Annotated in this window: 25 protein-coding genes and 1 pseudogene; 14 read left to right on the top strand and 12 right to left on the bottom strand. The window is 68.1% G+C overall.

Going from position 1 to position 25,474, the window contains the following annotated elements; genetic code table 11:
• Nucleotides 1-91: 91 nt before the first annotated feature.
• The 4 genes from ACWGJ5_RS42250 to ACWGJ5_RS42235 all read left to right on the top strand — a co-directional run bounded on the left by ACWGJ5_RS42250 (nt 92) and on the right by ACWGJ5_RS42235 (nt 4,102).
• Complete coding sequence (locus ACWGJ5_RS42250; protein WP_453314922.1) at nt 92-736, top strand: TetR/AcrR family transcriptional regulator; 645 nt, start codon at nt 92-94, stop codon at nt 734-736.
• Nucleotides 737-1,988: 1,252 nt separating this feature from the next.
• Nucleotides 1,989-2,807, top strand: a complete 819-nt coding sequence (locus tag ACWGJ5_RS42245) for a sigma-70 family RNA polymerase sigma factor (RefSeq protein WP_453314921.1) — start codon at nt 1,989-1,991, stop codon at nt 2,805-2,807.
• A complete protein-coding gene (locus ACWGJ5_RS42240) occupies nt 2,807-3,292 on the top strand; it encodes a hypothetical protein (RefSeq protein WP_453314920.1) in 486 nt (161 codons plus the stop codon). Before ACWGJ5_RS42245 ends, ACWGJ5_RS42240 begins: the two co-directional genes overlap by 1 nt.
• 213 nt (nt 3,293-3,505) lie before the next feature.
• Nucleotides 3,506-4,102: a hypothetical protein gene (locus tag ACWGJ5_RS42235; protein ID WP_453314919.1), complete on the top strand. Its 597-nt coding sequence runs from the start codon at nt 3,506-3,508 to the stop codon at nt 4,100-4,102.
• Nucleotides 4,103-4,234: 132 nt separating this feature from the next.
• On the opposite strand, the gene ACWGJ5_RS42230 is transcribed toward ACWGJ5_RS42235, so the two are convergent.
• The 5 genes from ACWGJ5_RS42230 to ACWGJ5_RS42210 all read right to left on the bottom strand — a co-directional run bounded on the left by ACWGJ5_RS42230 (nt 4,235) and on the right by ACWGJ5_RS42210 (nt 9,089).
• Nucleotides 4,235-4,543, bottom strand: coding sequence for a DUF6087 family protein (locus tag ACWGJ5_RS42230; RefSeq protein ID WP_453314918.1), 309 nt, complete (start codon nt 4,541-4,543; stop codon nt 4,235-4,237).
• A 787-nt stretch (nt 4,544-5,330) separates the two neighbouring features.
• Nucleotides 5,331-6,493, bottom strand: a protein-coding gene (locus ACWGJ5_RS42225) for an IS3 family transposase (protein WP_453314917.1) whose coding sequence is annotated in 2 segments (ribosomal slippage) — nt 5,331-6,206 and nt 6,209-6,493 — 1,161 coding nt in all. Because the reading frame shifts where the segments join, the coding sequence is not laid out codon by codon here.
• 88 nt (nt 6,494-6,581) lie between these two features.
• Nucleotides 6,582-7,070 (bottom strand): DUF4265 domain-containing protein, encoded by a 489-nt coding sequence (locus ACWGJ5_RS42220; RefSeq protein WP_453314916.1) that lies wholly within the window; start codon nt 7,068-7,070, stop codon nt 6,582-6,584.
• A gap of 349 nt (nt 7,071-7,419) precedes the next feature.
• On the bottom strand, nt 7,420-7,965 hold the full coding sequence (locus ACWGJ5_RS42215) for a GNAT family N-acetyltransferase (protein ID WP_453314915.1): 546 nt from the start codon (nt 7,963-7,965) through the stop codon (nt 7,420-7,422).
• 560 nt (nt 7,966-8,525) lie between these two features.
• Complete coding sequence (locus ACWGJ5_RS42210; protein WP_453314914.1) at nt 8,526-9,089, bottom strand: DinB family protein; 564 nt, start codon at nt 9,087-9,089, stop codon at nt 8,526-8,528.
• Nucleotides 9,090-9,149: 60 nt separating this feature from the next.
• Here ACWGJ5_RS42210 and ACWGJ5_RS42205 point away from each other — a divergent pair, with 60 nt between their 5' ends.
• Nucleotides 9,150-9,470 carry a hypothetical protein gene (locus tag ACWGJ5_RS42205; protein WP_453314913.1) on the top strand — a complete coding sequence of 107 codons (321 nt, stop codon included), beginning with the start codon at nt 9,150-9,152 and terminating at the stop codon, nt 9,468-9,470.
• Here ACWGJ5_RS42205 and ACWGJ5_RS42200 read toward each other — a convergent pair.
• On the bottom strand, nt 9,454-10,152 hold the full coding sequence (locus ACWGJ5_RS42200) for an alpha/beta hydrolase (RefSeq protein WP_453314912.1): 699 nt from the start codon (nt 10,150-10,152) through the stop codon (nt 9,454-9,456). The genes ACWGJ5_RS42205 and ACWGJ5_RS42200 overlap by 17 nt on opposite strands.
• 132 nt (nt 10,153-10,284) lie before the next feature.
• Between ACWGJ5_RS42200 and ACWGJ5_RS42195 the strand changes: the two genes are divergently transcribed.
• Nucleotides 10,285-10,917, top strand: a complete 633-nt coding sequence (locus ACWGJ5_RS42195; RefSeq protein WP_453314911.1) for a M15 family metallopeptidase — start codon at nt 10,285-10,287, stop codon at nt 10,915-10,917.
• A 567-nt stretch (nt 10,918-11,484) separates the two neighbouring features.
• Here the strand turns inward: ACWGJ5_RS42195 and ACWGJ5_RS42190 are convergent.
• Nucleotides 11,485-12,324 (bottom strand): SDR family oxidoreductase, encoded by an 840-nt coding sequence (locus ACWGJ5_RS42190; protein WP_453314910.1) that lies wholly within the window; start codon nt 12,322-12,324, stop codon nt 11,485-11,487.
• 92 nt (nt 12,325-12,416) lie between these two features.
• Between ACWGJ5_RS42190 and ACWGJ5_RS42185 the strand changes: the two genes are divergently transcribed.
• A complete protein-coding gene (locus ACWGJ5_RS42185) occupies nt 12,417-12,788 on the top strand; it encodes a winged helix-turn-helix transcriptional regulator (protein ID WP_453314909.1) in 372 nt (123 codons plus the stop codon).
• A gap of 513 nt (nt 12,789-13,301) precedes the next feature.
• A protein-coding gene (locus ACWGJ5_RS42180; protein ID WP_453314908.1) for an IS5 family transposase occupies nt 13,302-14,184 on the top strand; the annotation gives its coding sequence in 2 pieces (ribosomal slippage) (nt 13,302-13,655 and nt 13,657-14,184; 882 coding nt in all).
• A gap of 31 nt (nt 14,185-14,215) precedes the next feature.
• Here the strand turns inward: ACWGJ5_RS42180 and ACWGJ5_RS42175 are convergent.
• Nucleotides 14,216-14,941 (bottom strand): hypothetical protein, encoded by a 726-nt coding sequence (locus ACWGJ5_RS42175; RefSeq protein ID WP_453314907.1) that lies wholly within the window; start codon nt 14,939-14,941, stop codon nt 14,216-14,218.
• A gap of 189 nt (nt 14,942-15,130) precedes the next feature.
• On the opposite strand from ACWGJ5_RS42175, the gene ACWGJ5_RS42170 reads away from it, so the two are divergent.
• From ACWGJ5_RS42170 to ACWGJ5_RS42155, 4 genes are all read left to right on the top strand, one after another.
• A complete protein-coding gene (locus ACWGJ5_RS42170) occupies nt 15,131-16,537 on the top strand; it encodes an IS1380 family transposase (protein ID WP_453314906.1) in 1,407 nt (468 codons plus the stop codon).
• Between the two features lie 393 nt (nt 16,538-16,930).
• Nucleotides 16,931-17,455: a hypothetical protein gene (locus tag ACWGJ5_RS42165; protein ID WP_453314905.1), complete on the top strand. Its 525-nt coding sequence runs from the start codon at nt 16,931-16,933 to the stop codon at nt 17,453-17,455.
• A 102-nt stretch (nt 17,456-17,557) separates the two neighbouring features.
• Nucleotides 17,558-17,704 carry a hypothetical protein gene (locus tag ACWGJ5_RS42160; RefSeq protein WP_453314904.1) on the top strand — a complete coding sequence of 49 codons (147 nt, stop codon included), beginning with the start codon at nt 17,558-17,560 and terminating at the stop codon, nt 17,702-17,704.
• A gap of 350 nt (nt 17,705-18,054) precedes the next feature.
• Nucleotides 18,055-18,813, top strand: a complete 759-nt coding sequence (locus ACWGJ5_RS42155; protein ID WP_453314903.1) for a hypothetical protein — start codon at nt 18,055-18,057, stop codon at nt 18,811-18,813.
• Between the two features lie 196 nt (nt 18,814-19,009).
• Here the strand turns inward: ACWGJ5_RS42155 and ACWGJ5_RS42150 are convergent, their stop codons facing one another.
• On the bottom strand, nt 19,010-19,378 hold the full coding sequence (locus tag ACWGJ5_RS42150; protein ID WP_453314902.1) for a hypothetical protein: 369 nt from the start codon (nt 19,376-19,378) through the stop codon (nt 19,010-19,012).
• Between the two features lie 716 nt (nt 19,379-20,094).
• Here ACWGJ5_RS42150 and ACWGJ5_RS42145 point away from each other — a divergent pair.
• Nucleotides 20,095-20,754, top strand: a pseudogene (locus tag ACWGJ5_RS42145) (GGDEF domain-containing protein); the annotation flags it as partial.
• Between the two features lie 156 nt (nt 20,755-20,910).
• Here the strand turns inward: ACWGJ5_RS42145 and ACWGJ5_RS42140 are convergent.
• Nucleotides 20,911-23,166 (bottom strand): hypothetical protein, encoded by a 2,256-nt coding sequence (locus ACWGJ5_RS42140; protein ID WP_453314901.1) that lies wholly within the window; start codon nt 23,164-23,166, stop codon nt 20,911-20,913.
• A gap of 363 nt (nt 23,167-23,529) precedes the next feature.
• Here ACWGJ5_RS42140 and ACWGJ5_RS42135 point away from each other — a divergent pair, with 363 nt between their 5' ends.
• Nucleotides 23,530-23,844 carry a hypothetical protein gene (locus ACWGJ5_RS42135; RefSeq protein ID WP_453314900.1) on the top strand — a complete coding sequence of 105 codons (315 nt, stop codon included), beginning with the start codon at nt 23,530-23,532 and terminating at the stop codon, nt 23,842-23,844.
• A gap of 284 nt (nt 23,845-24,128) precedes the next feature.
• Here ACWGJ5_RS42135 and ACWGJ5_RS42130 read toward each other — a convergent pair whose 3' ends face one another.
• Entirely contained in the window at nt 24,129-24,302 is a 174-nt protein-coding gene (locus ACWGJ5_RS42130) for a hypothetical protein (RefSeq protein WP_453314899.1), read from the bottom strand.
• A gap of 296 nt (nt 24,303-24,598) precedes the next feature.
• On the bottom strand, nt 24,599-25,447 hold the full coding sequence (locus ACWGJ5_RS42125) for an aldo/keto reductase (protein WP_453314898.1): 849 nt from the start codon (nt 25,445-25,447) through the stop codon (nt 24,599-24,601).
• Nucleotides 25,448-25,474 lie beyond the last annotated feature (27 nt).

The following is a 25,474-nucleotide window of genomic DNA, read 5'->3' as shown; positions in this document are numbered from 1 at the left end:
CAGGAGCACGTCGGCCGCGGGGCGGCGTGTTCAGCCGTGGTGGCATGTGTGTCAATTGACAGTCATGACACCATGGCGGGAGGCTTCTGCCATGCCCAGTGAGATCGCCCCGGCCGGACTGCGCGAACGCAAGAAGGAGGAGACGCGGCACCGCCTGCTGGAGGGGGCCGCGCAACTGTTCAAGGAACGCGGCTTCGAGGCCACCACGGTCGCGGACATCGCCGCATACGCGAACGTCTCCGTGCGCACCTTCTTCCGCTACTTCGAGAGCAAGGAGGCGCTGCTGCTGCCGGACGGCATCGAGATTTTCGCCTACGTCGAGAACGCCCTGGCCCGGCGACCGGCAAACGAGGAGCCCCTGGACGCGGTGTGCAACGCCCTGCTGGAGGCGGTCGAACCATTCGCCGCCTCCACTCTGACCGCCCTCAGCCATCCGGTCCAAGGCATCGAGAACGTCGTCACGGCCCGGCTCGTCCAGGCCTTCTCCGACTTCGAGGAGCGGCTCGCCGTTCTGGTGGAGCGCAGACTGCCGCCGGACACACCGGACGCCGACCTCACGGCCGCGGTGGTCGCATGCGCCGCCCTGTCCGCGGTGCGCGCCGTACTGCGCACCCGCAGGGCGCGCCGGGCGTCCGGCCTCACGGACACCGGCCCAGCACCCCTGCTGCGGGCCTTCGGGATCCTGCGCGAAATCGGCTCACCCGAACAGCCCTGGCAGCGGGAGGGGAGCCGGTGACCGGGGACCCGGCCGGCACGCTGGTCGCAGCTGCAGAAAGCACTGATGTGGAGCCTCTCCCCCGCTGCGGGGCGAAGCGGACGGCTTCTGCATGCGTCGGGGCGGTCAGCCGAGCGAGGGCCTTGGAAAGGAGTCGGTGCAGGCTGGCCATCCGCGGCGCGTGGATCGGCTCTCGCCCACTGGGGTGGTCGACCAACTCGCCGTCGCCCGCGGTGCGGGGTAGCGCTCTCCGCATCTCTCGGTGAGCAGGGCTGTCAGATATGCGGAGGGCGTGGCGGCCCGGGGCTCGCGCCGCCGAAGCGTGACAACGCCTCGATGCCCTGGCCAGCGACAACGCCGCACCAGACCACTGAGCAACCACCGGACCTCCCGACAGTACTCGCTCCCGGCCGAGAGGTCTGGCAGGACGGGGCGCGAGCCGGGCCCCTCACGGGCCCAGCGACGGCCGGCCCCAGCCTCCCGCAGTTGCTGTACGGCACCCCTGCCGGCAGGGGCGGAGCGCTGACCGCGCCCGGCATCAGGCCGGACCGGGTCCAGAGGGCGGCCTTCCTCTCGCCCGCGGCACGTTCCTTGGTCACCGCGCCATCCCCCGAGGGGGTGAAGCAGTACTCCAGCATCGGCATCCGGCGGACATAAGGGGCGCGGGGGGGCGCATGAGCGTCGTTTTGCGCCCCCCTGTAAGCCTCGTTGCGCCCACCCTGGCCTGGGGCTTCCCGGAGCGCTGCCGCGGTTCGGGGGGCGATACGGTGAGTGTTCGGCAGCTCCTGGCCCTGCAGGGGACCGTCTGTGGGCTGCGCTGGTGAGAGGCGCCGAAACCGGCCTGACACGGTCTGAAGCCGGTTACGTTCGGTTATTTTTCGAACTGTAAGGCCTCGTTCGCGGGGACGCCATGACATGGAAAGGCCCCTGTGCGGGCGTCTGTACGATGACGCTCCTCGACAGCGCTACGGCGTGCGTCTGCTCAACAACCGTGGGAGTGGCGGCCGTTGACGCATCGCCCGGGAGGGGCGGAACCAATGGGTCCGTTCGTCTCGGTGAATACCCCTCATCGTCTGCACCTCGGGCGATGGCCTACCCAAACATGATCACGCTGCGTTGCTACTCATGAGTAGGGAGTCATGAGACGGGCTGCCGGACCGTCAGGAAAGGGTCTCGGCAGACCTGTCGGATGATGCGGGTCATCGATGTGGGGCTCTCGAGCTCCTGCACCGAGGCGCCGACAGCGCCGTCACAGTCCGAAGGGCCTTGAGCGATGAGTTTCAACCCTCCCCTCTGTTCGTCTTCCAACGGGGACGGTCCCGCCCCGACCACGACCGACGCCGACCTGGCCGCCAAGGTCAACGAGGCACTCGGCGACGACGCCGGCCTCGCGGCCAAGGTCGACGAAGCGCTCGGCGACAACGCCGGCCTTGCCGCCAAGGTCGACGAAGCGCTGGCACCGCAGATCGCCGAGGACATGGCCGGGGAGCCCGTCGATCAGGTGGCGGAGGTGGAGACCGGAAAGGAGTGCACGGATCCGGTCAGCGCCTTGCGGCGCCAGGAGTTGATGGCCGACTTGTTCCCCCAGGTGCGCTTCGAACTCTTCGACGCCTTCCCGGACCCGAGGTGCGATGTCCTCCACTTCACGGCGGAGGCCTTCACCCAGGTCCTGCCGACCCTGCCCGCCGGGGTCAGCAACCAGCAGGCCTACGACAAGCTGATGGACGTCGCCACCCAGCTCGCGGCCGACGACCGCCCGCGCTTCGAGAAGCTGCACGGCTTCGGCGAGGTCAAGATTCTGTCCTTGCAGATGCTCTACGGCTTCAAGTTCAAGAAGGACCGCGACTGGTTCGCCTCCTGGCTGGCCGCCGTCGACGGCCTGCCCGAGAAGGAACAGGCGGTCTTCTTCATGATCGCTTACTGCGGGTGGACGAACACGAAGACCGCCAAGGTGCTGGGCATCAGCGAGTCGCAGACCAGCAAGCTCATGACCCGGGCCAAGAAGAGGCTGACGGCGATGGCCGGCGCCCCGGTGGAGGAGCTCACTGACGGCTTCTTCCACGTAGAGATCACAAGGAGGAATCGGGACTAATGCACTCCCATCTTCAACGGCGGCCGGACCGCTTGGCCAAGCAGCGCCCGGTCATCCACGCTCGCCCCTCCTCCCCGGAGCGGTGGCAGGACGTCGACACCCAGTACTTCGAAGCCATCGAAAGCGAGATCCAGCGCCGCTCCCAGGGCGGCGACCCCGGCGACGCCCCATGGCGCGACCCCAGGTACTTCGACACCGGCGAACCCGACCGAGCCGCCGTGCTCAACGTCCTCACCGTCCTGCGCCACTGGTCCGAAGAAGCACTCACCCAGCTGATCGCGCTGAGCAGCATGCTACGCAGCCGGCACACAGGACAGACGATCTTGCCCACCACCCACAAACCCACCGGCGCACCGGCCGGCCCCTGCACCCACACCGACCAAGGCGTCGACCTCAATACCCGCACCGGCAGGAAGGACGCCACCGCGAACCCACCCGAACCCAGCCCGCACAACACCGTCACCGAAGCCGCACTGTGCAACTGACGCCATGAAACGTGCCGCCGCTCCCACGGCCTGGACAACCCGGAGCGGCGGCACCCGGCACCACACCCCAAAACGGGCACGGCAACCACACGTCAAGGGTTGCACACAACTGCCCACCACGAACCGGACCTGACGAACAAATAACACCCTCCATACCGCCCGCACCCCACCCCGGCAGCGTCCCGCACCCTTGCCCCAGAAAGCAGAACCACCATGACCAGCAGCCACACCCCACCGAAGAAGCCCCCCGCGAAAACGACCGCCACGGACAAGACCGCCGCACGCCCCACCGCCAAGAAGACGGCCGCGGCGAAGACCACCGGCACGGCAAACCCCACGGCCAAGCCGGCGACCACGCCCGCCAAGAAGGCCACCGCGGCCAAGAAGGCGACCGCCGCGAAGACCACCGCGACACCCGCCGGCACGGCGAAACGCACAGCCAAGACGACGGTGAAGACGACCCTGCCCGCGCAGCGGAACGACAACGTCGTCCCCGCCGAACGCGAACCTGTCACGCCCGACACGAACGGGCACACGGCCGTCAGCGACGACACCGTCGCCGAGCAGGTCCGCAAAGTCATCGCGGACCGCCGCCACAAACGCCAGCTCCTAGCCCTGAAGATCACCTGCTACGTGATGGCCGCCGGATGCCTGACCTCCATCGGCCTCACCATCTGGCAGCTGACCATCCCCTCCATGTACGCAGGCGTCTACGCCACCCTCGCCGCAGTCTTCACCGCCACCACCAGCATCACCCACAACATCTACCGCACCCGCCACAACAACAATCACGACGAACACAACGAATAGCCGGAGGTGACGCGTTCTCGGGCGTAGCGGCCTTCGAAGTCTGCGTGTGCGCGTTTGCCGAGCAGGTCCAGCGTTCGTGCAGGGCTTCACGGGCCGTGGCGCGGTTGAACGCGGGCTGAGCGCGACGGCGAGTCAGGGCTTGCGGTGTCGGCCGGTTCCCGGTGCCATGGGCGAGGGGGCGAAAGGCGCGTCGGTGTCGGCGGGCTCGGGGATATGGCCGAGGAATTCACGGGCCGCATCTGCGGTCTCGGCGACGCCGACAGTGACCCACGTATGACCGTCCCACTCCAGCAGGGCCCGTGGTCCGTCCGGGTTGATGTGGGCGGCCCGGGAACCAGACGCGAGGGGAACCGCCCAGCGGCTGCCGGTGATTTGCCGGTCTGCTGCCCGGCGCCGCTCCCGCTTGCGCATCCACTCCGCCAGCGGCTCCTCCCCGTCCACGGGTCACCCCCAGGTCTGCGGTACCGGCTGCCTCGGCTCGTCCAGCCACACCGTAGCGCCAGAGGGATGGACGGTGAGCCCGTACCGCTCGACAGAGGGACGCCCCCGGCTCTTCGGCCTGCGTGCATGTTCTCGCTGCTCACAGCAGCACCCATCCGCCGATCGCGGGCTAGGACAGACTCTCCGCAGACGAGCTCTGATGGCACTCGGTCACGTCAGCAGGACCCGTTTGCGCAGATGTGTGAATCCTGCGCGGCCGAACATCTGGCGCTTCAGCATCTTGATCCGGTTGACATGGCCTTCCACGACGCCGGAGTTCCACGGTTGGGAGAGGCCAGCGACGACAGCGTCAAGGTCGCGTTCGAGGTGGTGAGCGAACCGGCTGGGACTGGGCAAGTCGGCAGAGGCTCTGGCTGATTCGATCCACCCTGGCGGTTGGTCGCCTCGAAGGTCGGTGACCATGTGGGCGAAGGCCCGCACGTGCTTGGCGAGGACATCCAGCTCGGGCAGTTGACCAGCACAGCCTTGAGCTGGATCCGGTCGCTCTCGACCAGTGCCTCCGGGTGGGTCAGGATCCAGCGGGTCACGGCGCGGGCCGACGGAGGCCGGGGCCCGACCGGCTGGGGTTTGCGGCGCAGAGTCCTGCTCACGTAGTTGCGGACGTTGCCGTAGCCGTCCGGGAGCCCTGCTCTCTGATCTCCTCCCACAGCTTCCAGGCGTTGGTGCAGCCTTCCTGCCAGCGCTGGGCAAGGTAGGGGTCTGCTGCAGGTTTGGGTGACAGGTTCGGTCACGCGGCCTGGAGGGCCGGTGTGGCCATGACGGTTTCGTATTCGACGGGAGTCAGTCGGCCGAGCGAGGCTTGTCGGCGGCGTCGGTGGTAGGTCCGTTCGATCCAGGTCACGATCGCGATCCGCAGTTCTGCACGGGTGGCCCAGGTCCGACGGTCGAGAACGTTCTTCTGCAGCAGGCTGAAGAAGGACTCCATGGCCGCGTTGTCGCCTGCAGCCCCGACCCTTCCTATCGATCCGGCCATCCCGTGGCCGTCGAGGGCCCGAACGAATCTCCGTGACCGGAACTGCGACCCGCGATCGGTGTGCAGAATGCACCCGGCGACGTTCTCACGCCGGGCAACAGCGTTGTTCAGGGCGGCCACGGCCAGGCGGGACTTCATCCGCGCGTCGATGGAGTAGCCCACGATCCTCTTGCTGAAGACGTCTTTGATGGCACAGAGATACAACTTCCCTTCATCGGTGGCGTGTTCGGTGATGTCGGCGAGCCAAAGGCGGTTGGGACCATCCGCGGTGAAGTCGCGGCGGACCAGGTCGTCGTGCACCGGCGGGCCGGCCTTCTTGATCCTGCCGCGCCTCTTCCCGGACACGCTCCACCAGCGGTTGTCCCGGCAGATCCGCCACGCGGTCCGGTCGGCCATGACCGTCCCGGCGTCGCGGGCCTCGTCGGCCAGGAAGCGGTAGCCGAACTCCGGATCCTCACGATGCGCCTCGAACAACGCGTTCGCGCGGTAGGCCTCCTCCAGCACGGCATCGGTCACCGGTCGGTCGAGCCAGCGGTAGTAGGGCTGTCTGGCGAGCTTCAGGACCCGGCACGTGACCGTGACAGGAACCCCGCCGGCGGCCAGCTCTTTCACGAGCGGGTAGATCCTTTTCCCGGCAGATGCGCCTGCGACAGGTAGGCCGCGGCCCGGCGCAGGACCTCGTTCTCCTGCTCCAGCAGCTTGATCCGCCGACGCGCTTCCCGAAGCCCGGGGCTCTCCTGGCTGGTCGTTCCGGGCTTGGTCCCGTCGTCGATGTCCGCGCGACGCATCCATTTCCACAACGTCATCGGATGGACTCCGAAGTCGGTGGCCACCTGCTCCACCGTCACACCCGCGCCGCGGTTCCTCGCGACCCGCACGACGCCCTGGCGGAACTCTTCCGGATAAGGCTTGGGCACAGCGACATCCTTCCCACCCGCCCTACAGGGCAAGCCAGTTCAGATGTCACCCGATCGTGCAGCAGACCCCGTGAGCAGCGCGGAGCTGTCACGAGGGGCTAGCGAACGGCTTCGCGTCAGCCCACTCCCAGAAGGCGTGGCCGGCGTTGACTGCTGCCTCCATGACAGCGAACAGTCTGGAGGGTTCGATGTCGGGCGGCACATCGACGGCGACGAAGCGCTCGCCGTTCCACTCGCTCAGCAGATCTGCGGCGATGATTTCGGCCTTGATCTCGTCAGCGGCTTTCTGGAGATCGGCGGGCAGTAGATCAGGAGTGAACAGGAGCCGCAGTGTGCGATGCCGAGAGTTCCTGACCACCTCGCTGACGTAGTCGTCGTCGTTGAGCACCACAATGTCGCCCAGGGCGATCCCATAGGTGGAGAAGGGAATGCAGGCAACCTCGTAGCTTCCGTCGTTGACCGCCTTGAGCCAGAGCTGCTCGACCTGTCCGTCCAGGCCGAAGGGAGTTAGGTCGGCGCGCGCGATGTAGTTGGTGGCGGCGCGTCCGACCGGCTGCTCATGGACGACGAAATGCATGACGGCTCTCCCGATCACCAGCTCCGGTGACCTGCCATGATGCCGGAGCCCATCATTGCTGTTGCTGGCGGGGTGCGGGCAGGCCGAGTGGGACCGGTCCGGTCGGTTCGAAGCGTCGGACCTGCTCGCGTTTGCTTGGCAGGAAGGTCAGAGTCGGGTCGAGTCCTTCGATCTCGCCTTGCCATCCTTCTCAGCCGAAGACGAACTTCGCCCCGGGCTCACCCATCCGTCAGTGGACCGAATACCCCGCCAACGTCGCGTTACGAGTGACCAACTGTCGCTGTGGGGGAATCAGAAGTCCGATGCTCTGATGGGTCTGAACGCCGTCCGGGATCCAGTATCCGCCCTGTCACGGTTGCGGCGGGTGTGCTCGCAGAAGCCAACCCTCACCACCGGCGAACTCAATGCCCTGGAAGGAGGCACCGAACGTCACCTGGTCGAATCCGAGTTCCCGGTGCAAGTCGAGCGAGGCGCGGTTCCTGGCGGAGATGAAGCACCAGACTGCCGCGTCCCTTTCCCAGACCCATTCCATCCGCCGCTGGGTCAGCAGCCTCGCTATGCCACGACGCCGCCAGTCAGGGTCCACCGTGACACCGGTCAGGTAGTAGCCGGCCGGGGCACCGTCCACAGCATGCTGGGGCAAAAACGCTGCATTGGCGTACCCGACGGCTTCACCCGATACCTTTGCGGTGACCACCAGGCTGCGCTCACCATGAAACGCCCGATGGATACGGTCTGCCCATTCGCCCGCCGAACCACCGCGCGCCCGGGCCTGCATCATGGCCAGCGTCGGCACATCGTCCCCGGTTGCCTCCGCGACCACCGCGGTCACCGGAGCATGTCGCTGGGCCGGGTTCGGAAGGTAGGCGGCGAACCGCAAATCCATCCTTGTCATGTCGCCTCTCTCGCCGGACCAGCGCTGTCCCGACCCACCACGCTATTGCGGCCGGCGTGGTCCCCGCTAACCGGCCGGCGATGCGAGCCAAGCCACTTGCACAGCGACCAGCGGTTGGCGCCTCGGTCGAAGTACGCCGCGCGCACCCGGTCCGCCAAGCCCTCGGCCAGCGGCACACGCAGCAGCGCGCGACGCCCAGTGGCGCCGCTGGCGCGAGGCGTCCGAGGCCGTGCAGACGGCCGTCACCGCGCACGCCGAAGCCACTGAGGCCAGCCGGCACGTGGTGGACCAGGCCGTGAAGAAGGCCGTGCACACCTTTAAAGATCGGAACGACAACAGCTACTCAGTCGCGGGTCGTAGTTCCCGCCGGTACCTCCAAGTCATCTGCCGTGACACGGGCCAGCATGGTGCCATCCCCTGAGCGGGGGGACTGTGCGGTCCGGAGCACTCCGCCGAATGATCAAGAACCAAAGTAAATGAAGCTGCGCCATCTTGAAGTAGCTGATCAGGGTGGTGGCGTGAGGGTCGTTCGGGGTGCTCGTGCTGGTGGTGGCGGAAAGTCATATTCGGCGCGGTACGGCTCCGTCCTGCCAGCGGTAGAGGTCGCGCAGCAGGGAAATCTCGGCGCCGTGATGGATCAGCTCCCTGTTGACGTGCAGGACCCTGTTCTCCATGGGAAACCGCTCGGGACCCACCGTGGGCGGATTCTCCAGGTCAGCGTCCGAGAGATCGCGGACCCCCGCGTTCCATCTCCCATACATCTCATCGAGCTGTTTCAGCGCCTCGTCAGCGGTCCCCGCGTAGGCGAATGTCTCGGAGTCGACGTCCTGGCCGCCGAAGTACCATCCGACCCGATAGCCCAGGCACGAGACGATGATGTGCGCCAGCCGCCAGGCAATCGTGGTCACCGGCGCCGGCACCGTGTCAGGGGACGCGGAGTCCATCGTCCATTCCCCCGAACCTTCCGACATCGGTGCGGCCAACGTGCCACGTGGGCGGATACTCCAGCAGCCGCGCACCGGCTCCCAGAAGTACTCCTCCTCGGTAAGACCCTCCAGCCGCGGCCGCAGGTTCTTGCGCCAGTACCAGTCCAACTGCTCCGCGAGTCGCTCGCTTCTTGTCATTTCCGCACACTACATACAACGGAGACCTGGCTGTGCCCCTCGCGGACGCTGTCGCCGGCCGTGGGCCGCGAGAGCGTATCGCACCCGGAGATGACGCCGGGGGCGGATGTGCCCTACGGGCCGCGCCGCCGCGAGCGGCTGTTTGACATTAACAACCCGGCTGGCTGGGTTGGGTTCAATGACCCAAATGCGACAGCCTCGACCGATGACATGACGGATGATCAAAACCGCAGCCTCCCGCCCGAGATCAGCATGAGTACCCGAGCGAGCGCCACGCCAGAACCTCCGACCTGCATGTTCGAAGATGGCGAAGACTCAATGAAACTCGCTGTCCGCTACGAAGTGACCGTCCTCATCGTAGCCATCAACGAGTGGTTGTGACTCCCTCGTCTCGCTTGCGCAGGGTGGTGGTGGCAAGCAGTTCCTGCAGCAGTTCAACGATGAGATGGGGCTGCCCTACGAACGGGGAATGGCCCGTCGGCCACTCGCGCACGTTGGTGCAGCGCGAGGCCATCTTCCGCTGCAGGCCGGGGTCGATGGCCCGGTCCTGTCCACAGACGACGTAGGTGGAGGGAGTGCGCTTCCAGGTGTGGTGCTCTGGGACTCCTCGCCCGCAGCCGGGGGCTTGCGCCCGCAATAGGCCAACCGCCCAGGCGGCGAGAGGTTCGGGACAGTCGCCATAGAGGGTGTCGACAGCCCGGTCGGGGCGCAGGCTGGTCGAGCCTCCGGGCTCAGGGTTGATCGCTTCCCGGAGCTGCCGGGACGCCCCACCCACACCGGCTGCGCTCTCGCCGGCATCCAGCACGAAGGCCGCCAGATAAACCAAGTGCCCCGCTCCGGGCACCCCGGTGATCACCGACCCGCCATAAGAGTGACCGAGCACAATCGGAGGCTCTCGGAGCGAGTCGATGGCAGCTTGGACCTCGGCAGTGTCAGCGGGCAACGAGCCCCGGTGGAGCTCGGGAACAACAACCTCGGTTCCTGCGGTCCGCAAGCGTTCTGTCACCAGGGCGAAGTGCTCGGGGCGGTGATACAGACCGTGAACGAGCACCACGGCAGCCAATTCGCCCGCCTCCTCAAGCCAGCGTCAGGCCAGCGATCTTAGTTCCGAACCATGGCTGACCATCACTCACCATCTTGATCCAGCTTCGGGCGATATATCGCTGCAGGTCCGCGACGTTTAGGCTCAGGATCCATGATCTTGTTGAATGATCCCAAGGTGATCAATGTCCCGGTGCAGGACTGCGGTGAACCTCTCGCAGAGATCGCTTCTGTCCCGGTGATTGTGCTGGACCCCCGCGAACGAGACGAGGCAGGGACATACGGCCGGGTCCGGATCGGCGTGCTCGAGCGTTTGTGCTCGGCATCGGAGATGCTTCCCGACGGCATCAGGTTCCTCGTCATAGAAGGGCATCGCAGCAGCACCGAGCAGGCGCGGCGGTTTGCCCTCTACGAGGACCGCCTACGCCGCTCCGGCATCACCAACCCCATCGACCTGCGGCGCCGGGCCAGCGCCTTCGTCTCCCCGGTCGAGGTGGCGCCACACTGCGCCGGCGCGGCCCTCGACCTGACGCTCATTGATGCCGATGGCGTCGAACTGGACATGGGTGGTGCTGTCAACGGCCACCGCACCGGAGACGAGCAGTACTGCCCGCTGGACGCCTCGGGGCTCTCAGACGAAGCACGCCACAATCGCAACCTCCTGGCCCGAGCCATGGGCGGCGCTGGCTTCGTCAACTACCCCACCGAGTGGTGGCACTGGTCTTACGGCGACCGCTACTGGGCACTGATCAGCAAAGCTGAAAGCGCCATCTACGGACCAGCCTGACCAACTCGAACCGCCGGAACGTCAGCAGTCACCGACACCCTTGGAATCGATCATCTAGTAGGACTCCGTTAGGTCTGTCTCGATCTTGATGCCGTCTTGTTGGGCAGGGGTTGGTGGCAGGTGGTGCAGGTGCCGGTCCCGCTCGCGCATCCACTCCGGCAGCGGCTCCTCCCCGTCCACGGGTCACCCCCAGGTCTGCGGTACCGGCTGCCTCGGCTCGTCCAGCCACACCGTAGCGCCAGAGGGATGGACGGTGAGCCCGTACCGCTCGACAGAGGGACACCCCCGGCTCTTCGGCCTGCGTGCATGTTCTCGCTGCTCACAGCAGCACCCATCCGCCGATCGCGGGCTAGGACAGACTCTCCGCAGACGAGCTCTGATGGCACTCGGTCACGTCAGCAGGACCCGTTTGCGCAGATGTGTGAATCCTGCGCGGCCGAACATCTGGCGCTTCAGCATCTTGATCCGGTTGACATGGCCTTCCACGACGCCGGAGTTCCACGGTTGGGAGAGGCCAGCGACGACAGCGTCAAGGCACGCCGAGCAGTCCAGCGGCGCTGACCAGTCTCAGCCGAACGCGGTGACATTGCGGGCGGCCCAGTCGGCGAACGGGCGCGGGGCGCGGCCGAGGACCCGCTGGACGTCCGGGCTGACACGCAGCTCGGCCGGGCTCGGGGCACCGAGGATGTCCAGGGTGTCCTCGGCGAGCTCAGCCGGCATGCTCTGGGCCATGGCGGCCTTCGCCTCGTCGCGGGTGAGGTCGTGGAAGTGCACCGGCGAGCCCAGCGCGGCGGCGATGGCCTCCGTCTGCTGGCGCGGCGTGATCACCTCCGGGCCGGTCAGCTCGTACACGCCGCCGGTGTGCCGGTCATCCAGCAGGCAGGCCGCCGCGACCTCGGCGATGTCCGCCGGGTCGATGATCGGCACCCCGACGTTGCCGAAGGGCGCAGCGACGACCCGCCGTGCGCGGATGGACTCGGCCCACCACAGGGCGTTGGAGGCGAAGCCGCCCGGCCGCAGGATGGCCCACTCCAGGCCGGACTCCCGCAGTACGTCCTCCACCGCCCGCATCGCGATCCGCGTCGAGCCGAAGGGCCTGGTCGCCACGCCCTGCGTGGAGAGCAGGACGACCCGGCGGACCCCGCCGGCCGCGGCTTGGCCGATGATGTCGGCCGGGCCGGCTCCGGCGGCGTGCATATCCCCGGACAGCAACAGGAACAGGGCCTTCGCCCCGGCCAGCGCGGGCTCGAGGCCGGCCGGCTCGGCCAGATCGGCCACCACGTGGCGGACGCCGTCCGGCACCGCCGCCGCGTGCCGTGACACCGACGTCACCTGCCGGCCCGCCTCGGCCAGCGCCCGCGTCAACGGCCGGCCCACATTCCCGGTAGCCCCGGTCACCACGATCATGATCAGCTCCTAGTCCGATGTCCTCTGCCGCCGTCACGCTAGGAGCAGGGGCTAACTCCTGGTAAGGACATACCTTTTGGTAAGCTCATCGCATGACGGGAGGCGCGCAGCGCATAGAGGTCGAGGCGGGCGAGCGGTGTGAGGTGTTCCACACCGACTGCCCCGCGCGCGATGTGGTCGACCACGTGACCAGCAAGTGGGGCGTCTGGGTGCTGATCTCCTTGCGCAGCAACGACCTTCGCTTCTACGAGCTGCGCGAGAGCATCCAGGGCATCAGCGAGAAGATGCTCGCCCAGAGCCTGCGCGCGCTGGTCCAGGACGGCCTGGTCTGGCGGGAGGTCGAGCCGACGACGCCGCCTCAGGTCACCTACGGGCTGACCGAGTTCGGTCGGGACGTCGGCGAGCCGCTGACGGAGCTGTTCGACCGCATCACACGGCGGCTGCCGCCGCGCAACGCGGGATAGCGCGGCAGCGGCCGACCACGAAGGAGCATCCCGTGCGGGCCCTCGGCTGCGAGATGCACTGCTGGTTCCATCGTTGCCCTGCCCCTCACTGGGACCAGGTACGGCAGCACGTCGAGCGGAAGGCAGCAAGCCGGGCGCACACTCTGACACGTGCTCGTCCATGTGCCGACCGTCGCGGCCGGATTGCCACTGCGCACGTGACGGCGGGCGTTGCCCTGCAGGCCCGCATCGTGTTGGCACGGGCGCGGATCCACAGCCCTGTTGAGCTCGGCCCGAGGTTCGGGCAAGCCGACGGGTGACGAAGTCTGGCCGCTCGCTCCCCGCGGTCCATCGCTGACATCACCGTTCAGCTCACCTGGCACCAGCCCCAGAGCGGAGCGTCAACCCATCGGTGGACGGCATTGTGCTGGCCGTGCCGGTGATGTGACGCCGGTCGCCATCCAGGCGACGTGTGCCCTAGGACCTGTCCGAGGGGTCGCGTGACAGCCTGACTGGTGAATCGTTCCGTGCCGTGTGGGGCGGGGTGATCTGACAGATGTGGAGTGGGCCCGGCTGGAACCGCACCTGCCGAGGAACGCAGGCCGGGGCGGACGGTGGAAGAGCCACCGTGCGGTGATCAACGGCATTCTTTTCCGGCAACGGGCCGGCATCCCGTGGCGGGATCTACCGACGCGGTTCGGCAACTGGAAGACGGTGCATGACAGGCATCGCAGGTGGTCGGCGGACGGCACATGGGACACGATCTTGCGGGCCGTCCAGGCCGACGCCGATATCGAGGGCCGTCTCGACGGGACGATGGCGGGGGTGGACTCGACGGTCTGCCGGGCGCACCAGCACGCGGCCGGTGCACGAAAGCAGCCTCCGCGGGGTCCCCGGTCGGCGGAGTCGGCCCGCTCATCATCGGGACGACGAAGGGCTGGGCCGCTCCCGGGGAGGGCTGACCACGAAGATCCATCTGGTGGGGGAAGGCGGGCGGCGTCCGCTGGCGGTGCTGGTCACACCGGAGCAGACAGGCGACGGGCCGTGGATGATCCCGGTGCTGGAGCGCATCCGTGTGCCGTGCCCGGCCGGCGGGCGTCCTCGCACTCGGCCGGACCACCTCAGCGGCGACAAGGCGTACAGCTCCCGCCGCAACCGCCGCTATCTGCGACGTCGGCAGATCAAGCACACCATCCCCGAGCGCCGCGACCAGCAGGCTTATCGGCAAAAGCGCGGCAGCAAGGGCGGTCGGCCCGCCGGCTTCGACCGGGCCCGGTATGCCCGCAGGAACGAGGTCGAGCGAACGATCAACGCCCTCAAAGGCTTCCGCGCCGTGGCCACTCGATTCGACAAACGGGCTTACGTCTTCCACGGCACGGTGACCGTCACCGCGATCCGACTCTGGCTCCGCTCCTGAGCCCTGCCGCTTACTTCCGATTCAACCCGGCCTACCGCAGGACGGGGCAGTTGGCGGATGTGTACTCGTCCGCGATGTTGAACACGCTGGCACAGTGTGGGCATTCAGCCGTGCCGAAAAGGTGGGCGATTCCGCCGGCAAGCGCCTCGTGCCCGTCGCGGACGGCAGTCTCGTGCATCCACCGGCCGGTGCCGGAGAGTTCCTCGGAGGACACCGGCCGTAGGGCGCGACGGTCCACGTCGCCCAGGTGCCAGTCCCGGATCGCTGAATAGCGCCCGTGGTCCCCGATGGCGATCGTCACTTCCACTGCGCAGTTGGGGCAGGCCAGGTGGTAGAAGTCGTCCGTGAAGTCCCCCAGGATGGCACTCCAGTGGTACTCCTCCTTGGCCGCGAGCGAATCGAGGAAGATCGCGAGGTAGTCGACCGGCCGCGATTGCAGGTGCCGGTCCAACAGCTTGCGGAACTCCGCAATCGCGGCGGCGCAGTCCGCCAGCAGATCGTCGCAGCCGTGGTGTCCTGCCGCACGTCGCAGGATCGTTCCGGCCAGTCCACGCGCCGGTGCGCTCCTCGAGGCGAGACGCATCAGGCGTGGCAGGGCGGCAAAGCTGGCGGGGAAGACGAGGTCGTCTTCGAGGACCAGCCGGTATCCCAGCTCCTCCCATGCTTCGGCGTTGTCCTCGAGCTCCACCAGACCCAGAAGCGCGGGGACACGATCGACATCCCCGTAGCAGTCGCGCATCTGCGTCCAGTTCACCACCTGGGCATTAAAGCGCCCCATGGAGCCCGGGTAGACACCTCTGTTCCAGACCCACCGGACAGGCCCTAGCCTCGCCGTTTCACTTGGGGACGGCTGGCTTTGGGACGGAAACGCGAAAGTGCCTTCCTGACCTGGGACGATGAACCTTGCTGAGGGGTTCTGTCGGTCCAGGCGGAGGGCACTTTCTACGTGCAGGGTATCGGGTTGCGTCCCAAGGTTCAGGTCAGTGCCGATGGTTCGGGGGTGGTCGGTCATGCCGGGGCACGGTTGCTGGCGGATCTTGCTGATGCCACCGGGCTGAGTGCCGCGTACTCCGCCGCTCTCAGCCCGCTTCGGCCGCGCGGGACCGGGCATGATCCGGGCCGGATCGCCGTCGATCTGGCGGTGATGCTCGCCGACGGCGGCGAGGCCATCGCGGATCTGGCCGTACTGAGAGACCAGGCAGAGGTGTTCGGCCCCGTCGCTTCGACTCCAACAGCCTGGCGGCTGCTCGCCGACGTTGACGAGCGGACCCTGGCTTCTCTGCGCTCGGCCCGTGCCCAGGCCCGGGAAGTCGCCTGGCTGCAGGCCGCCGAGCACGGTGAGGGCATTCCCGCAGTCCGGGCCGCGAGACGCGTTCTGCCCGGCCTCGTCCTGGACCTCGACGCGACGCTGGTCACCTGCCACTCCGAGAAGGAGCAGGCCGCACCCACCTACAAGGGCGGCTTCGGCTTCCACCCCCTGCTGTGCTTTCTCGCCAACACCGGCGAGGCACTGTCCGGTCGGCTGCGGCCCGGGAACGCCGGTGCCAACACCGCGAGCGACCACATCACGGTGCTCGACCAGGCACTCGCACAGATCCCCGACGCCCACCGGCACGGCACCGACATCCTCGTCCGCACCGACAGTGCCGGATCCGCGAAAGCCTTCCTCACCCACGTCCGTGACATGCGGCAACGAGGCATCCGTACCTTCTTCTCGGTCGGATACGCCATCACCGGGCCGATCCGCCGCGCTGTCCGGGCCATGCCCGACCGCCTCTGGCATCCCGCCCTGAACCAGGACGGGACGCTGCGTGATGGCGCCGAGGTCGCCGAGCTGACCGGCATGGTCGACCTGGACGGCTATCCGGCCGGCACCCGCATCATCGTGCGCCGCGAGCGGCCGCACCCCGGAGCCCAGCTGTCCCTGTTCGACCAGGACGAGGGTCTGCGGCATCAGGTGTTCCTCACCGACACCCCGTACTCCGGTGGCGGTTCCGCCCAGTTCCTGGAGGTCCGTCACCGAGGGCATGCATGCGTCGAGGACCACATCCGGTGCGGCAAGACCACCGGCTTCGGCCGCTTCCCCTCCCGCGACTTCGACATCAACGCCGCCTGGCTCGAACTCAGCCTCGCAGCGATCGATCTGCTGGCCTGGACCCGTTTCCTGCTACTGGACAGCGAACTCGCCACTGCCGAGCCGAAGAAGCTCCGCTACCGGCTGCTGCACGTCGCCGCACGCCTCACCCGCGGCAGCCGCCGCCTGCGCCTGCGGATATCGGCGAGCTGGCCCTGGAGAAACGAACTGGCCACGGCCTTCCATCGCCTCGCCGCACTGCCCCGGCCCGCCGGCTGACCGACAAACCCCCCATCCGCCCACGACCTGAAGGAACTCGGAGAACCCGACCACCGCGCCGGGACTCCGCCCTGCCCGCATACGGAAATCGCGTCGGCCACCCAACAGTTGTTGATCCGCGACGCCGCCTCATCCCAACCGAAAGGGCGAGGCTAGGGCGGCTGGTGGTCCGAGGGCCCGTACCCGGGCGGAGAGATGCGCCGGCGCTGGGACCGGCCGACACGAACCCTCCTACTCCCACCGATCCCCGAACCCTGGCCGGATGAACCGCCGTTCTAAAACGATCCGCCCCCGGCCCTGTGCGACCGGGAACGGAGCTGCTGGGCGGCCCGCGCATGGGCAAAAGGCCGGCCGCCCCCTCCCAACCCCCTTCGAGATCAGGAGAAACCCAGCATGCAGCATCGCTCCGCCCCCTTCGCCGCCGTCCTCGGACTGGGCCGCGCGGGGTCGAACATCGGTGATCACTTCGTGCAGTCCGACTACTGCGCCCGGGGCAAAGGCGCCACCCGGGTCAAAGGCGCCACCGACGACAAGCCCGTCCGCTTCGCCGCCAGCCCGGACGACGAACCGACCGTCCACGGCACGGCCGACGGCGTCAAGGCGTGTGCCTGGCACTGCCTGACCTACACCGCCACCCAGGCCCTCGTGGTCGGGGCCGGCACCCGGATCCTGGGCATCCGGCTGCACCCCGGAGCCGCCGCGGCCGCGCTCGCCCTGTCCTTCGTCACGCACTACGCCGCGGACCGCCGGGTGCCGGGCGGGCTGCTGGAGACGCTCGCCGCGAAGACCGGCAAGGGCAGCTTCTGGCGCCTGGCCGATCATGGCATCAACGGCGCGTACTGCCTGGACAGGGCCTGGCACCATGGCTGGGAAACCCTCTCCGCCGTGGTCGCCACCACTGGGGTCACGACCCGGTGACCGGCTGCTCCCGCACCCGCCTGGACCGCGTCCGCGCCTCGGTCGGCATCGTCGCCCTGGCCTTCCGGGAGATCCAAGACGACATCGCCGCCGATGACATCGATGCGGCGGAGCTCGCCGGGATCCTGCGTCGCGTGGGCGGACCTGGACGAACTGCGGGACCGGATCGACGACGCGGGCACCCTCATGCGCACCGTCTACGTCTCCGGCGCCATCCTGCGCGTCCGGGAAAGCCGGGAGCTGGCATGAGACCCAAGCCACCGCACCCCCACCCGCTCACCCCGGTCGTGGCGGGAGGACTGCCGCGGGTGGCAGGCGAGTCGTGGCCCGGCCGGGGGTGTGCTGTGTCCTCGGCAGGCAAGGGGGCGCAGGTGATGGTCACCGAAGCTGCTCGCTACCCGGCCTGGTGCTGTCGCTTCCCGCCGGACGGGCGCGGGATTCTACGTCCCGTATTGGGCCTGTCAAGCCCCGAAGATGCGTCGCTTTTTCCGGCTCCCGTGGTGGGCCAATCTGGATTCAGGCAAAGCGCCGAGTCACCGCCTCAGAGGTGACGCAAACAGGCACATAGAATTCCCACCTTTCACTCAAGGAGAAAAACCATGGCTGTCAGCGTTCGCGTGCAGATCCCCCGGATTATCGGCGCTACTTTCATTGCTGCGGTTCTCGCCGGCACGGCAGGAGTTGCGGGCGCTCAAGCCGCTCCTCAGACGGTCAAGGCCGCGCCGAGCGTGGTACGGGACGCCGACCAGGCGAACGCGGACCAGGGTGGCGGGGGCGCCGACCAGGCGAACGTGGACCAGGGTGGCGGCGGGGCCGACCAGGCGAACGTGGACCAGGGTGGCGGCGGGGCCGACCAGGCGAACGTGGACCAGGGTGGCGGGGGCGCCGACCAGGCCAATGTGAATCAGGGGGGCGGCGACGCCAACCAGGCCAATGTGAATCAGGGGGGCGGCGACGCCAACCAGGCGAACGTCAACCAGGGCGACGGCAAGACCAACCAGGCGAACGTCAACCAGGGCGACGGCAAGACCAACCAGACCAACATCAACCAGGGCGACGGCAAGACCAACCAGACCAACATCAACCAGACCAACGTCAACCAGACCAACAACATCAACCAGACCAACGTCAACCAGGGCGGCGGCGGCGCCGACCAGGCGAACGTCAACCAGGGTGGCGGCGGCGCCGACCAGGCGAACGTGAACCAGGGTGGCGGCACGGTCCACCAGGTCAACGTCAAGCAGGGCCACCACGGCAAGGCCAAGAAGGGCAAGGTCAAGGTCAAGAAGGGCAAGGTCAAGCAGGCGAACGTGAACCAGGGCGGCGGCAAGACCAACCAGGCCAACGTCAACCAGTAGGAGTCATGTCCCAGGCCGGGAGGCTGAACCCGCACCCGTGCCGAGGGGCCTCGACGACGAAACCCGCCACACGACCGTGGCGGGTTTCGTCGTCCTGCCGTGTCGTACACGAAATCCCCGACAGCGCGGTATACGCGACATGAGTCCCGCCGCCGAAACCGTCCACGGAAATTTTATGGACGGCATTCGACAACTCTCACCGCTTTCCCCTGCGGAAAAGAATTCCTGAGCAGAAGCCCGGTACTACTCCGGTCCCCCGAGAACCGGGCCGGCCCAGGAGGGCGGGTCGGGTACCGAGGCAGCGGGGACGGGGCGCGTGGATATCGACCAGCGTGGGCGTACGGCCCTGCGGGGCGGAACATTCGGCGAGGACGGAGCACAGGGCCGCGACGAACTCCAGACAGGTGCCGTAACAGTCCTCCGGGGCCTTCGCCAGCACCTTCTTCAGCACCTCGTCGGCGGCCGGCAGGATGCCGTTGTCCCGTTCCCAGCTCAGGACGGGCGGCGGCTCGTACTGGTGGGCCCAGAACAGTTCGAGATCGTCATGCCCAGCGGGTCGAAGCACCGCAGAACGCCACCCCGAACGACTTCATCAATCTGGTAGAACGCGTCCGCGACGTCCTGGCCACCGCCAGCATCGGCTTCCTGCAGCAGGCCAGCGAGGACCTGGACGCTTCCGTAACCCACCTCACTGACGCGCTGACCAGCCCCGAGGGCGACCAGCCCTCGCTCCTGGCATGGGCGCGCACCCACCTGCGGGACGCCATCGAAGCAACCCGCTGACCGTGCGTTGAGCGCACTCTGGGCCGCCCCGACCCCGCACCCGCCGGAGCCGGGGCGGTCGCAGTGGCCCCTCAACCACAAGCAGGCGAAGGAAGCTGGGGCGCCATGACCCTGCGCGTCTACGAGGTCGATGTCCCGATACACGACACCAGCCATCCCGACCGGCGCGGCCTGCACGCCTTCACCGGAGTCGCCGGCTCCCCCGCCGCGGCCCTGCGTCGCGCGCACGAGGTGTACGACGCCGCGCTCGCCGCGCACATGGCCGGACTCGAGATCCCCGGCAAGCAGCCGGACAGCTGGGCAGCGCGCGGGCTTCGGCCCGGCTGGGAGATGGAGTGGCCCGCTGCGAAGGCCGGCCTCTGGCACACCCCCGTCAGCTGGAGCTGCCGCAGCGACTTCGCGCTGTGGCTCGGCCCCGGGGCAGGCGCCACGGCGGACAACCAGCCGCCTGTCCCGGGCCTACCCAACCCGTACGAGACGAGAGGGAGAGATCCCAGTATGGACTCCGTCCTGCGTGTGCAGGCCCGAATCGGGCAGCGCGCACTCTTACTGACCACCGCCGCCGTGCCGCCGGCCGGCTGGGCCGTGCACGCCATCGCGCTGCACAAGCAGCTCGCCGCGACCCGTCGCGACCCGCTGACGGGGCTCCTGCGCCGCGACGCCTACACCGCCCGCGCCCGTCGGCTCCTGGCCCGCCACCGCGGCAACGGGGCCGTGGTCATGGTCGACGCCGACCACTTCAAGGCCGTGAACGACACGATGGGCCACGCGGCTGGGGACGCCGTCCTCGCCGCGTTCGGTGCCCGGCTCACCGCCTGGGCGGGCCCGCGCGCCGCCGTCGGCCGTCTCGGGGGCGATGCGTTCGCCGTCGTCTTGGAGCTGCCCGCCGGCCGCCGTGAGCAGCGCCTCGCGCAGCTGGTCCGGATGCTGCACACCCCGGTCGTCCTCGACTGTGGCCGGGCGGTGGATGTCGCCGCCTCGGTCGGCGCCGCGACCCCGGACACGGTCGGCTCCCACGATTTGACCGTGCTGCAGCGGGCCGCCGACGCCGCCCTCTACGACGGCAAGCACTCCGGCCGCGCGCACCTCGCCACCGCTGCGCACATCACGACGCCGTCCATCAACGGCCGCCGTGCCGGCCGCCCGGGCACATCCGTATCGCGACGTCCTAGGCCTCGACGGCCTCGGCCCCAGGCCCTGCGGGACGCCCTGCAAGCACGAACACGCTTGCTTGTTTGAACTTCGCTGCGTGCGAGGTTTGTCGGTCGTATGCCATGGACCCGAGCTGGCCAACCGTCTCGGCACTGCCCGGCCTCATGAGGGGCTGCCGGGGCGGACGGTGAGGTAGGTCCACTGGCTCCACGCGCTGCCGGTCTGTGCGCCCTTGGCCGGCGGCGTGTAGTGGCCGCGGATGCGGTAGTGGTCGTTGCTCGCGAAGAGCTTCAGAGCCCGGCCGTAGCCGTACCAGCCGTCGGAGTACAAGGGCACGCAATTCTGTGAGGTGACCTGGTGCCAGGCCCCCGAGTAGTAGTGCTCGACGTACACCGACGTACAGCCGCCGGACTGATGGGGAGTGACCTGCAGGTTGAAGCCCATGTTGACTTCGGACTTGTAGAAGACCTGGTAGGTGGTGGATCCGATGCGGGTGGTCGAGAGCGGCCACTGCATCTCCGTCCGGACCGTCGGCGTGAGGGTCGCACTGGTGGTCACTGTGCGTGGCGCGTAGCGGTAGTCCCCCGCGAAGGCCGCGCTGAAGACGGTGTTGCGGGTGATCTTGCAGTACGCGACGAGGTTCCCCTGCGCGTCGACGTTGCCGCTCTTGAGCTGCGTCCGCGACTTGCCCGCGGGCTGGACGTACAGCGTCACGGCGCGGGAGTTGTACGTGGTCCCCAGATGCGCGGTGACCTTGGCGGTCGCGCCGGAGTGGTACGACTTCGCGTCAGTCGCCACACTCAGGGTCGGAGTGGCTCGGGATACCTGCACCTTCGCCGACGCTGTGACCGGGAGGTAGGAGGTGCCACCGTCGTAGGTGAAGGCGTATGTGTTCGCGCTGCCGAGCTGCGGGGTGTCGTGGAAGGCGAAGCTGCCGTCGGCGGCGACGGGCACGGTGCCCACCGAGTAGCCGGAGGGGTGCGCCAGATCGGTCTTGACGACGTGGACCGCGCCGGTCGTCACATGCGGATGCGGCCAGGTGAGGTGGCCGGTGACGGTCAGCGGTGCGGCACGATCGGCAAAGGAGGGAGCGGTCAGCGCCATGGTGGGCGCGTACTTGGCGACCGGGATGTCGAAGGGGCGGCTGGCCGGTCCGTAGTGGCCACTTCCGGAGTAGTCGACGCGGAAGCTCAGTTGACCGGTGAGGGGTGCCGTGCCGTCGACGCGGTAGGAGCCGAAGAAGCTGACCGGGCTCTTTGCCGGGGTGGCTGTCGGGTCCGGGACGAGCACGCCGTCCGGATCGGCGTCGTCGTAGCGCGTGATGCGTACGGTGCCGGGAATCATGGATTCTCCGGCGCTGAGGCTGAGGGCCGAATCGGGCGACACCACGAACGAGTAGGCCTCGCCGGGGGCGAGCGGAGTGGTCCAGCTTCCGTGGAGCGTGACCGGCGCGATTTCCGGGTTACGAGAGATGTGGAGCGTCGGTGTTCCCGCGGCGGCGTCGACGGCCACGCCGTAGACCCGGCTCTCGTCCGGCGCCCAGGCGAGGCCGTGTGCCGCGGAGTTCAGCTCCCGGGCGTAGGAGTACTCGGTGTAGTAGCCCTCGCCCGTCTCCGGAAACGTGACGACTCCGCGGTCGCCACTGGCCATGGTCCCGTCCGGGGCCACAGCGACAGCTTTGCCGTACACCCCCGTGGCGAACTGCCCGTCAACCGCCAGATCCGAGGTGCGGTACCGATTGGCGGTCGCGCCCTGAAACGACGGGACCGCCAGATGCAGCCCGTCCGCCGTGACCGCGAAGTCGCTCAGGTCGGGGACGGGCAGCGCCTTCGCGGCCTGTCGGGTCAGCGCACCGCCCTCGGCCCGGTACGTGACGAAGGCGGAGGTGTCGCCCGTCTGCACGGCGGCCGCGAGTACGCCGGAAGGCGTCGGGGTCGTCGCCAGCATGGGCGCTGCTGCCCAACTGCCGGAATCCTGCCGCAAAGTGACCGTACCGGCTCCGTCGACGGACCCGATGCCGCCAACGCCTGCTGTGCCGTAACCGAACCAGAGGGTGCCCCCGGCGACGGCCAGCGAGTCCGGATGGGTGCCCGCGCCCGTGTCGTAACGAGCCGACTCGGTCAGGTCCTGCGTGCTGATCGCCGCGATCGCGTCCTGGTCCGGGAGAGCCGCGTACAGTGCGGATCCGTCGTCGGAGAGGGTGAGACCGGTGGCACCCGGCTCACCACTGATCATCGTCGGGTTCCCGCCGTCGAGGTCGGTGACGAGAATGCCGTCGGTGCCGGTGCCGCCGCTGATGAACAGGTGTCCGTGCGGCTCGTCCACGACCATGTGCGAGAAGTGCGCGATCGGCAGCGGTACGTCCGACGCCGCGTACGAGTCGACCGCGGCGGGACCGATGACAGTCGTCAGTCCCACGAGCAGCACTGCGGCGGTTGGCTGCGAGAATCGCGCCAGCTTCATGAAAGGCCCCCACATAACCTTCACGATCAAGGGGCGCAACCTAGCACGGGGATGGTCGGGCCACGTCAGCGGGTGGGGCGGATCAGGAGTCGGCTCGCAGCACGGGTGCCGCCGCTTCCCAAGCTGAGGATTCTGGGGAGAGGATCGACTCCGACTCGCCCCCACGGCCCCGCCAGCGCGGCTTACTCTGGTCGACAGCACAGCATCGTGGTTGAGGCCGGATCCGGTCGACCAGGGCCGAATCCTCGTGAGGTGCTCGCAGCCCCTTGCCTGCGGTCACCCACCGGAGGAAGATCCTTCCGGATCGAGGGAGCTGTGATGCTGCGGTTCATGGACTGGTCCGTGGTCGCGATGGGATGTGTGCTGGTTCTCGGTGGCCTCGGCAGCCGGCGGTGGGAGCGGACCCGAGTTCGGACGACCGAGCGCTCCGACCAGGACATGCGCTTCCTCTGGGCATGGCTCCCCCTCCTCATGGGCCTAGGGATGATCTGCGCCAGGGTGCCGGGCCTGTTGGGCGCGCCCCACCTCGTCGTCGAGGTCTTTGATGCGCTCAACTTCGGACTGGCAGTCACGGTTCTAGGCTTCTTCCTCAGGTTGGGGTGTCGCTTCCTTCGGGCGCGCGGCACCACGTGACGGCCGCGGCTGCGACCACGACCGACAGCAACTCCCGGACGCCGCCTGGCGACCTCGAGGGCTTTCGTCTCTCGATCTTCAATAGGAGCAATGGTCAAGAGCTGTGGGTGAGCTGAGTCCGACCACGAGCCAGGCCGGAGCCTCGGTGATGGGGCTGTCCGAAAGGGGCTCTGGCCGCAGTTCCGTGACACCACCGGTCGGTGCTGTCGCCCGGCGATGACGCCGTTGATCGGAGTCGCCCCATCGTCGGTGGGTGCCGTCCCAGTCCCGGCCGCCGGGACCGGTCAGTTGATGGCGAACCCCATCAGCACCAAACCCCAGGGCGCGAAGATCACCGGAAGCGATATGAGCCAGCCCATCCTCCAGGAGGTCCTGGACCCGATCAAGACGCAGAACAGCGCCATCAGGATTGTGTAGATCAGGAAGGCGTATGCGATGACCGCTGCACCCGAGCCCACCGTGCCTCCTCGTGAGATCTGCCGCGCGGACGACGGCAGTTTCCTCCTTGACCCCCCGGACCCTCATATTTGAACATGTTCAAATACTGCCAGGTCAAGCGTTCGGGAAGATTGCGTACGGAACCCTCGCTGACCTGGGGATTCACAAGACTGCGTACAGAGCCCTGCGACCAGTGAGACTCCTCGCCCCACTCGGTCCGGTTTTCAACGGAGTGGGGAAGTTCACCGAGCATCGCGGGCAAAGGCTCAGGCGGTGCTCTCGTCCGGCGTGTCGAGGAGGGTCAACTCCTCCTCGGTCAGGCGCAGGGCTCCTGCGGCGATGTTCTCTGCCAGGTGCGCCGGGTTCCTGCGGCGATGTTCTCTGCCAGGTGCGCCGGGTTCCTGGTGCCGGGAATGGCCAGCACATGCGGACCGCGGTGGAGGGTCCAGGCGAGCCGCACCTGGGCCGGCGTCGCATTGTGTGCGCGGGCGACGGACTGGACGCGCGCGTCCTGCTCCTGGCCTGCGGCTGCCTCGCGCCGCAAGCCGGAGACCGCGAAGAACGGGACGAAGGCGATGCCCTGCTCCCCGCACAGGTCCACCAGCCCGCTCTCGTCGGCGCGGCGCCAGTCCAGGCCGTAGGAGTTCTGCACGCAGACCACCGGCGCGATCGTTTGGGCCTCGGCCACGTGCTCGGGCAGGACAGCGGAGAGCCCGAGGTGCCGGATCAGGCCGGCCTCGCGCAGCTCGGCGAGGGCGCCGAAGTGCTCGGCGAGCGAGGCCGTGCGGGGGCCGCCGGCGCGCAGGTTCACCACGTCCAGGCAGTCCCGGCCGAGCTGGCGCAGGTTCTCCTCGACCTGGCCACGCAACTGGTCGGGGCGGACCGTGTCGAGCCACTCGCCGGAGGGATCACGCCCCGGGCCGACCTTGGTCACCACGACCACATCGCCGGACCAGGACGAGAGGGCGCGGTTGATGAGCTCGTTCGCGGACCGCAGTGGTGAGAAGTAGAAGGCAGCCGTGTCGATGTGGTTGACGCCCTGCTCGAACGCACTGTGCAGCAGGTCGACGGCGGCATCGCGGTCGATCGGTGTGCCGTCGGAGTTCCCCATCATGCCGTTGCCCGTCAGTCGCATCGCGCCGTAGCCGATGCGATTCACCTCCATGTCCCCGAGCTTCCAGGTCCCTGCTGA

The sequence above is a fragment of the Streptomyces sp. NPDC054783 genome (assembly GCF_053611725.1).
This window is presented reverse-complemented; position numbering and strand designations above follow the sequence as displayed.

Bases quoted from the DNA above. Each gene is read 5' to 3' on its own strand.
- ACWGJ5_RS42250 (WP_453314922.1), top strand. From the start codon at position 92: ATGCCCAGTGAGATCGCCCCGGCCGGACTGCGCGAACGCAAGAAGGAG.
- ACWGJ5_RS42245 (WP_453314921.1), top strand. From the start codon at position 1,989: ATGAGTTTCAACCCTCCCCTCTGTTCGTCTTCCAACGGGGACGGTCCC.
- ACWGJ5_RS42240 (WP_453314920.1), top strand. From the start codon at position 2,807: ATGCACTCCCATCTTCAACGGCGGCCGGACCGCTTGGCCAAGCAGCGC.
- ACWGJ5_RS42235 (WP_453314919.1), top strand. From the start codon at position 3,506: ATGACCAGCAGCCACACCCCACCGAAGAAGCCCCCCGCGAAAACGACC.
- ACWGJ5_RS42220 (WP_453314916.1), bottom strand. From the start codon at position 7,070: ATGCATTTCGTCGTCCATGAGCAGCCGGTCGGACGCGCCGCCACCAAC.
- ACWGJ5_RS42215 (WP_453314915.1), bottom strand. From the start codon at position 7,965: ATGACAAGGATGGATTTGCGGTTCGCCGCCTACCTTCCGAACCCGGCC.
- ACWGJ5_RS42210 (WP_453314914.1), bottom strand. From the start codon at position 9,089: ATGACAAGAAGCGAGCGACTCGCGGAGCAGTTGGACTGGTACTGGCGC.
- ACWGJ5_RS42195 (WP_453314911.1), top strand. From the start codon at position 10,285: ATGATCTTGTTGAATGATCCCAAGGTGATCAATGTCCCGGTGCAGGAC.
- ACWGJ5_RS42190 (WP_453314910.1), bottom strand. From the start codon at position 12,324: ATGATCGTGGTGACCGGGGCTACCGGGAATGTGGGCCGGCCGTTGACG.
- ACWGJ5_RS42185 (WP_453314909.1), top strand. From the start codon at position 12,417: ATGACGGGAGGCGCGCAGCGCATAGAGGTCGAGGCGGGCGAGCGGTGT.
- ACWGJ5_RS42165 (WP_453314905.1), top strand. From the start codon at position 16,931: ATGCAGCATCGCTCCGCCCCCTTCGCCGCCGTCCTCGGACTGGGCCGC.
- ACWGJ5_RS42160 (WP_453314904.1), top strand. From the start codon at position 17,558: ATGCGGCGGAGCTCGCCGGGATCCTGCGTCGCGTGGGCGGACCTGGAC.
- ACWGJ5_RS42155 (WP_453314903.1), top strand. From the start codon at position 18,055: ATGGCTGTCAGCGTTCGCGTGCAGATCCCCCGGATTATCGGCGCTACT.
- ACWGJ5_RS42135 (WP_453314900.1), top strand. From the start codon at position 23,530: ATGCTGCGGTTCATGGACTGGTCCGTGGTCGCGATGGGATGTGTGCTG.
- ACWGJ5_RS42125 (WP_453314898.1), bottom strand. From the start codon at position 25,447: ATGGAGGTGAATCGCATCGGCTACGGCGCGATGCGACTGACGGGCAAC.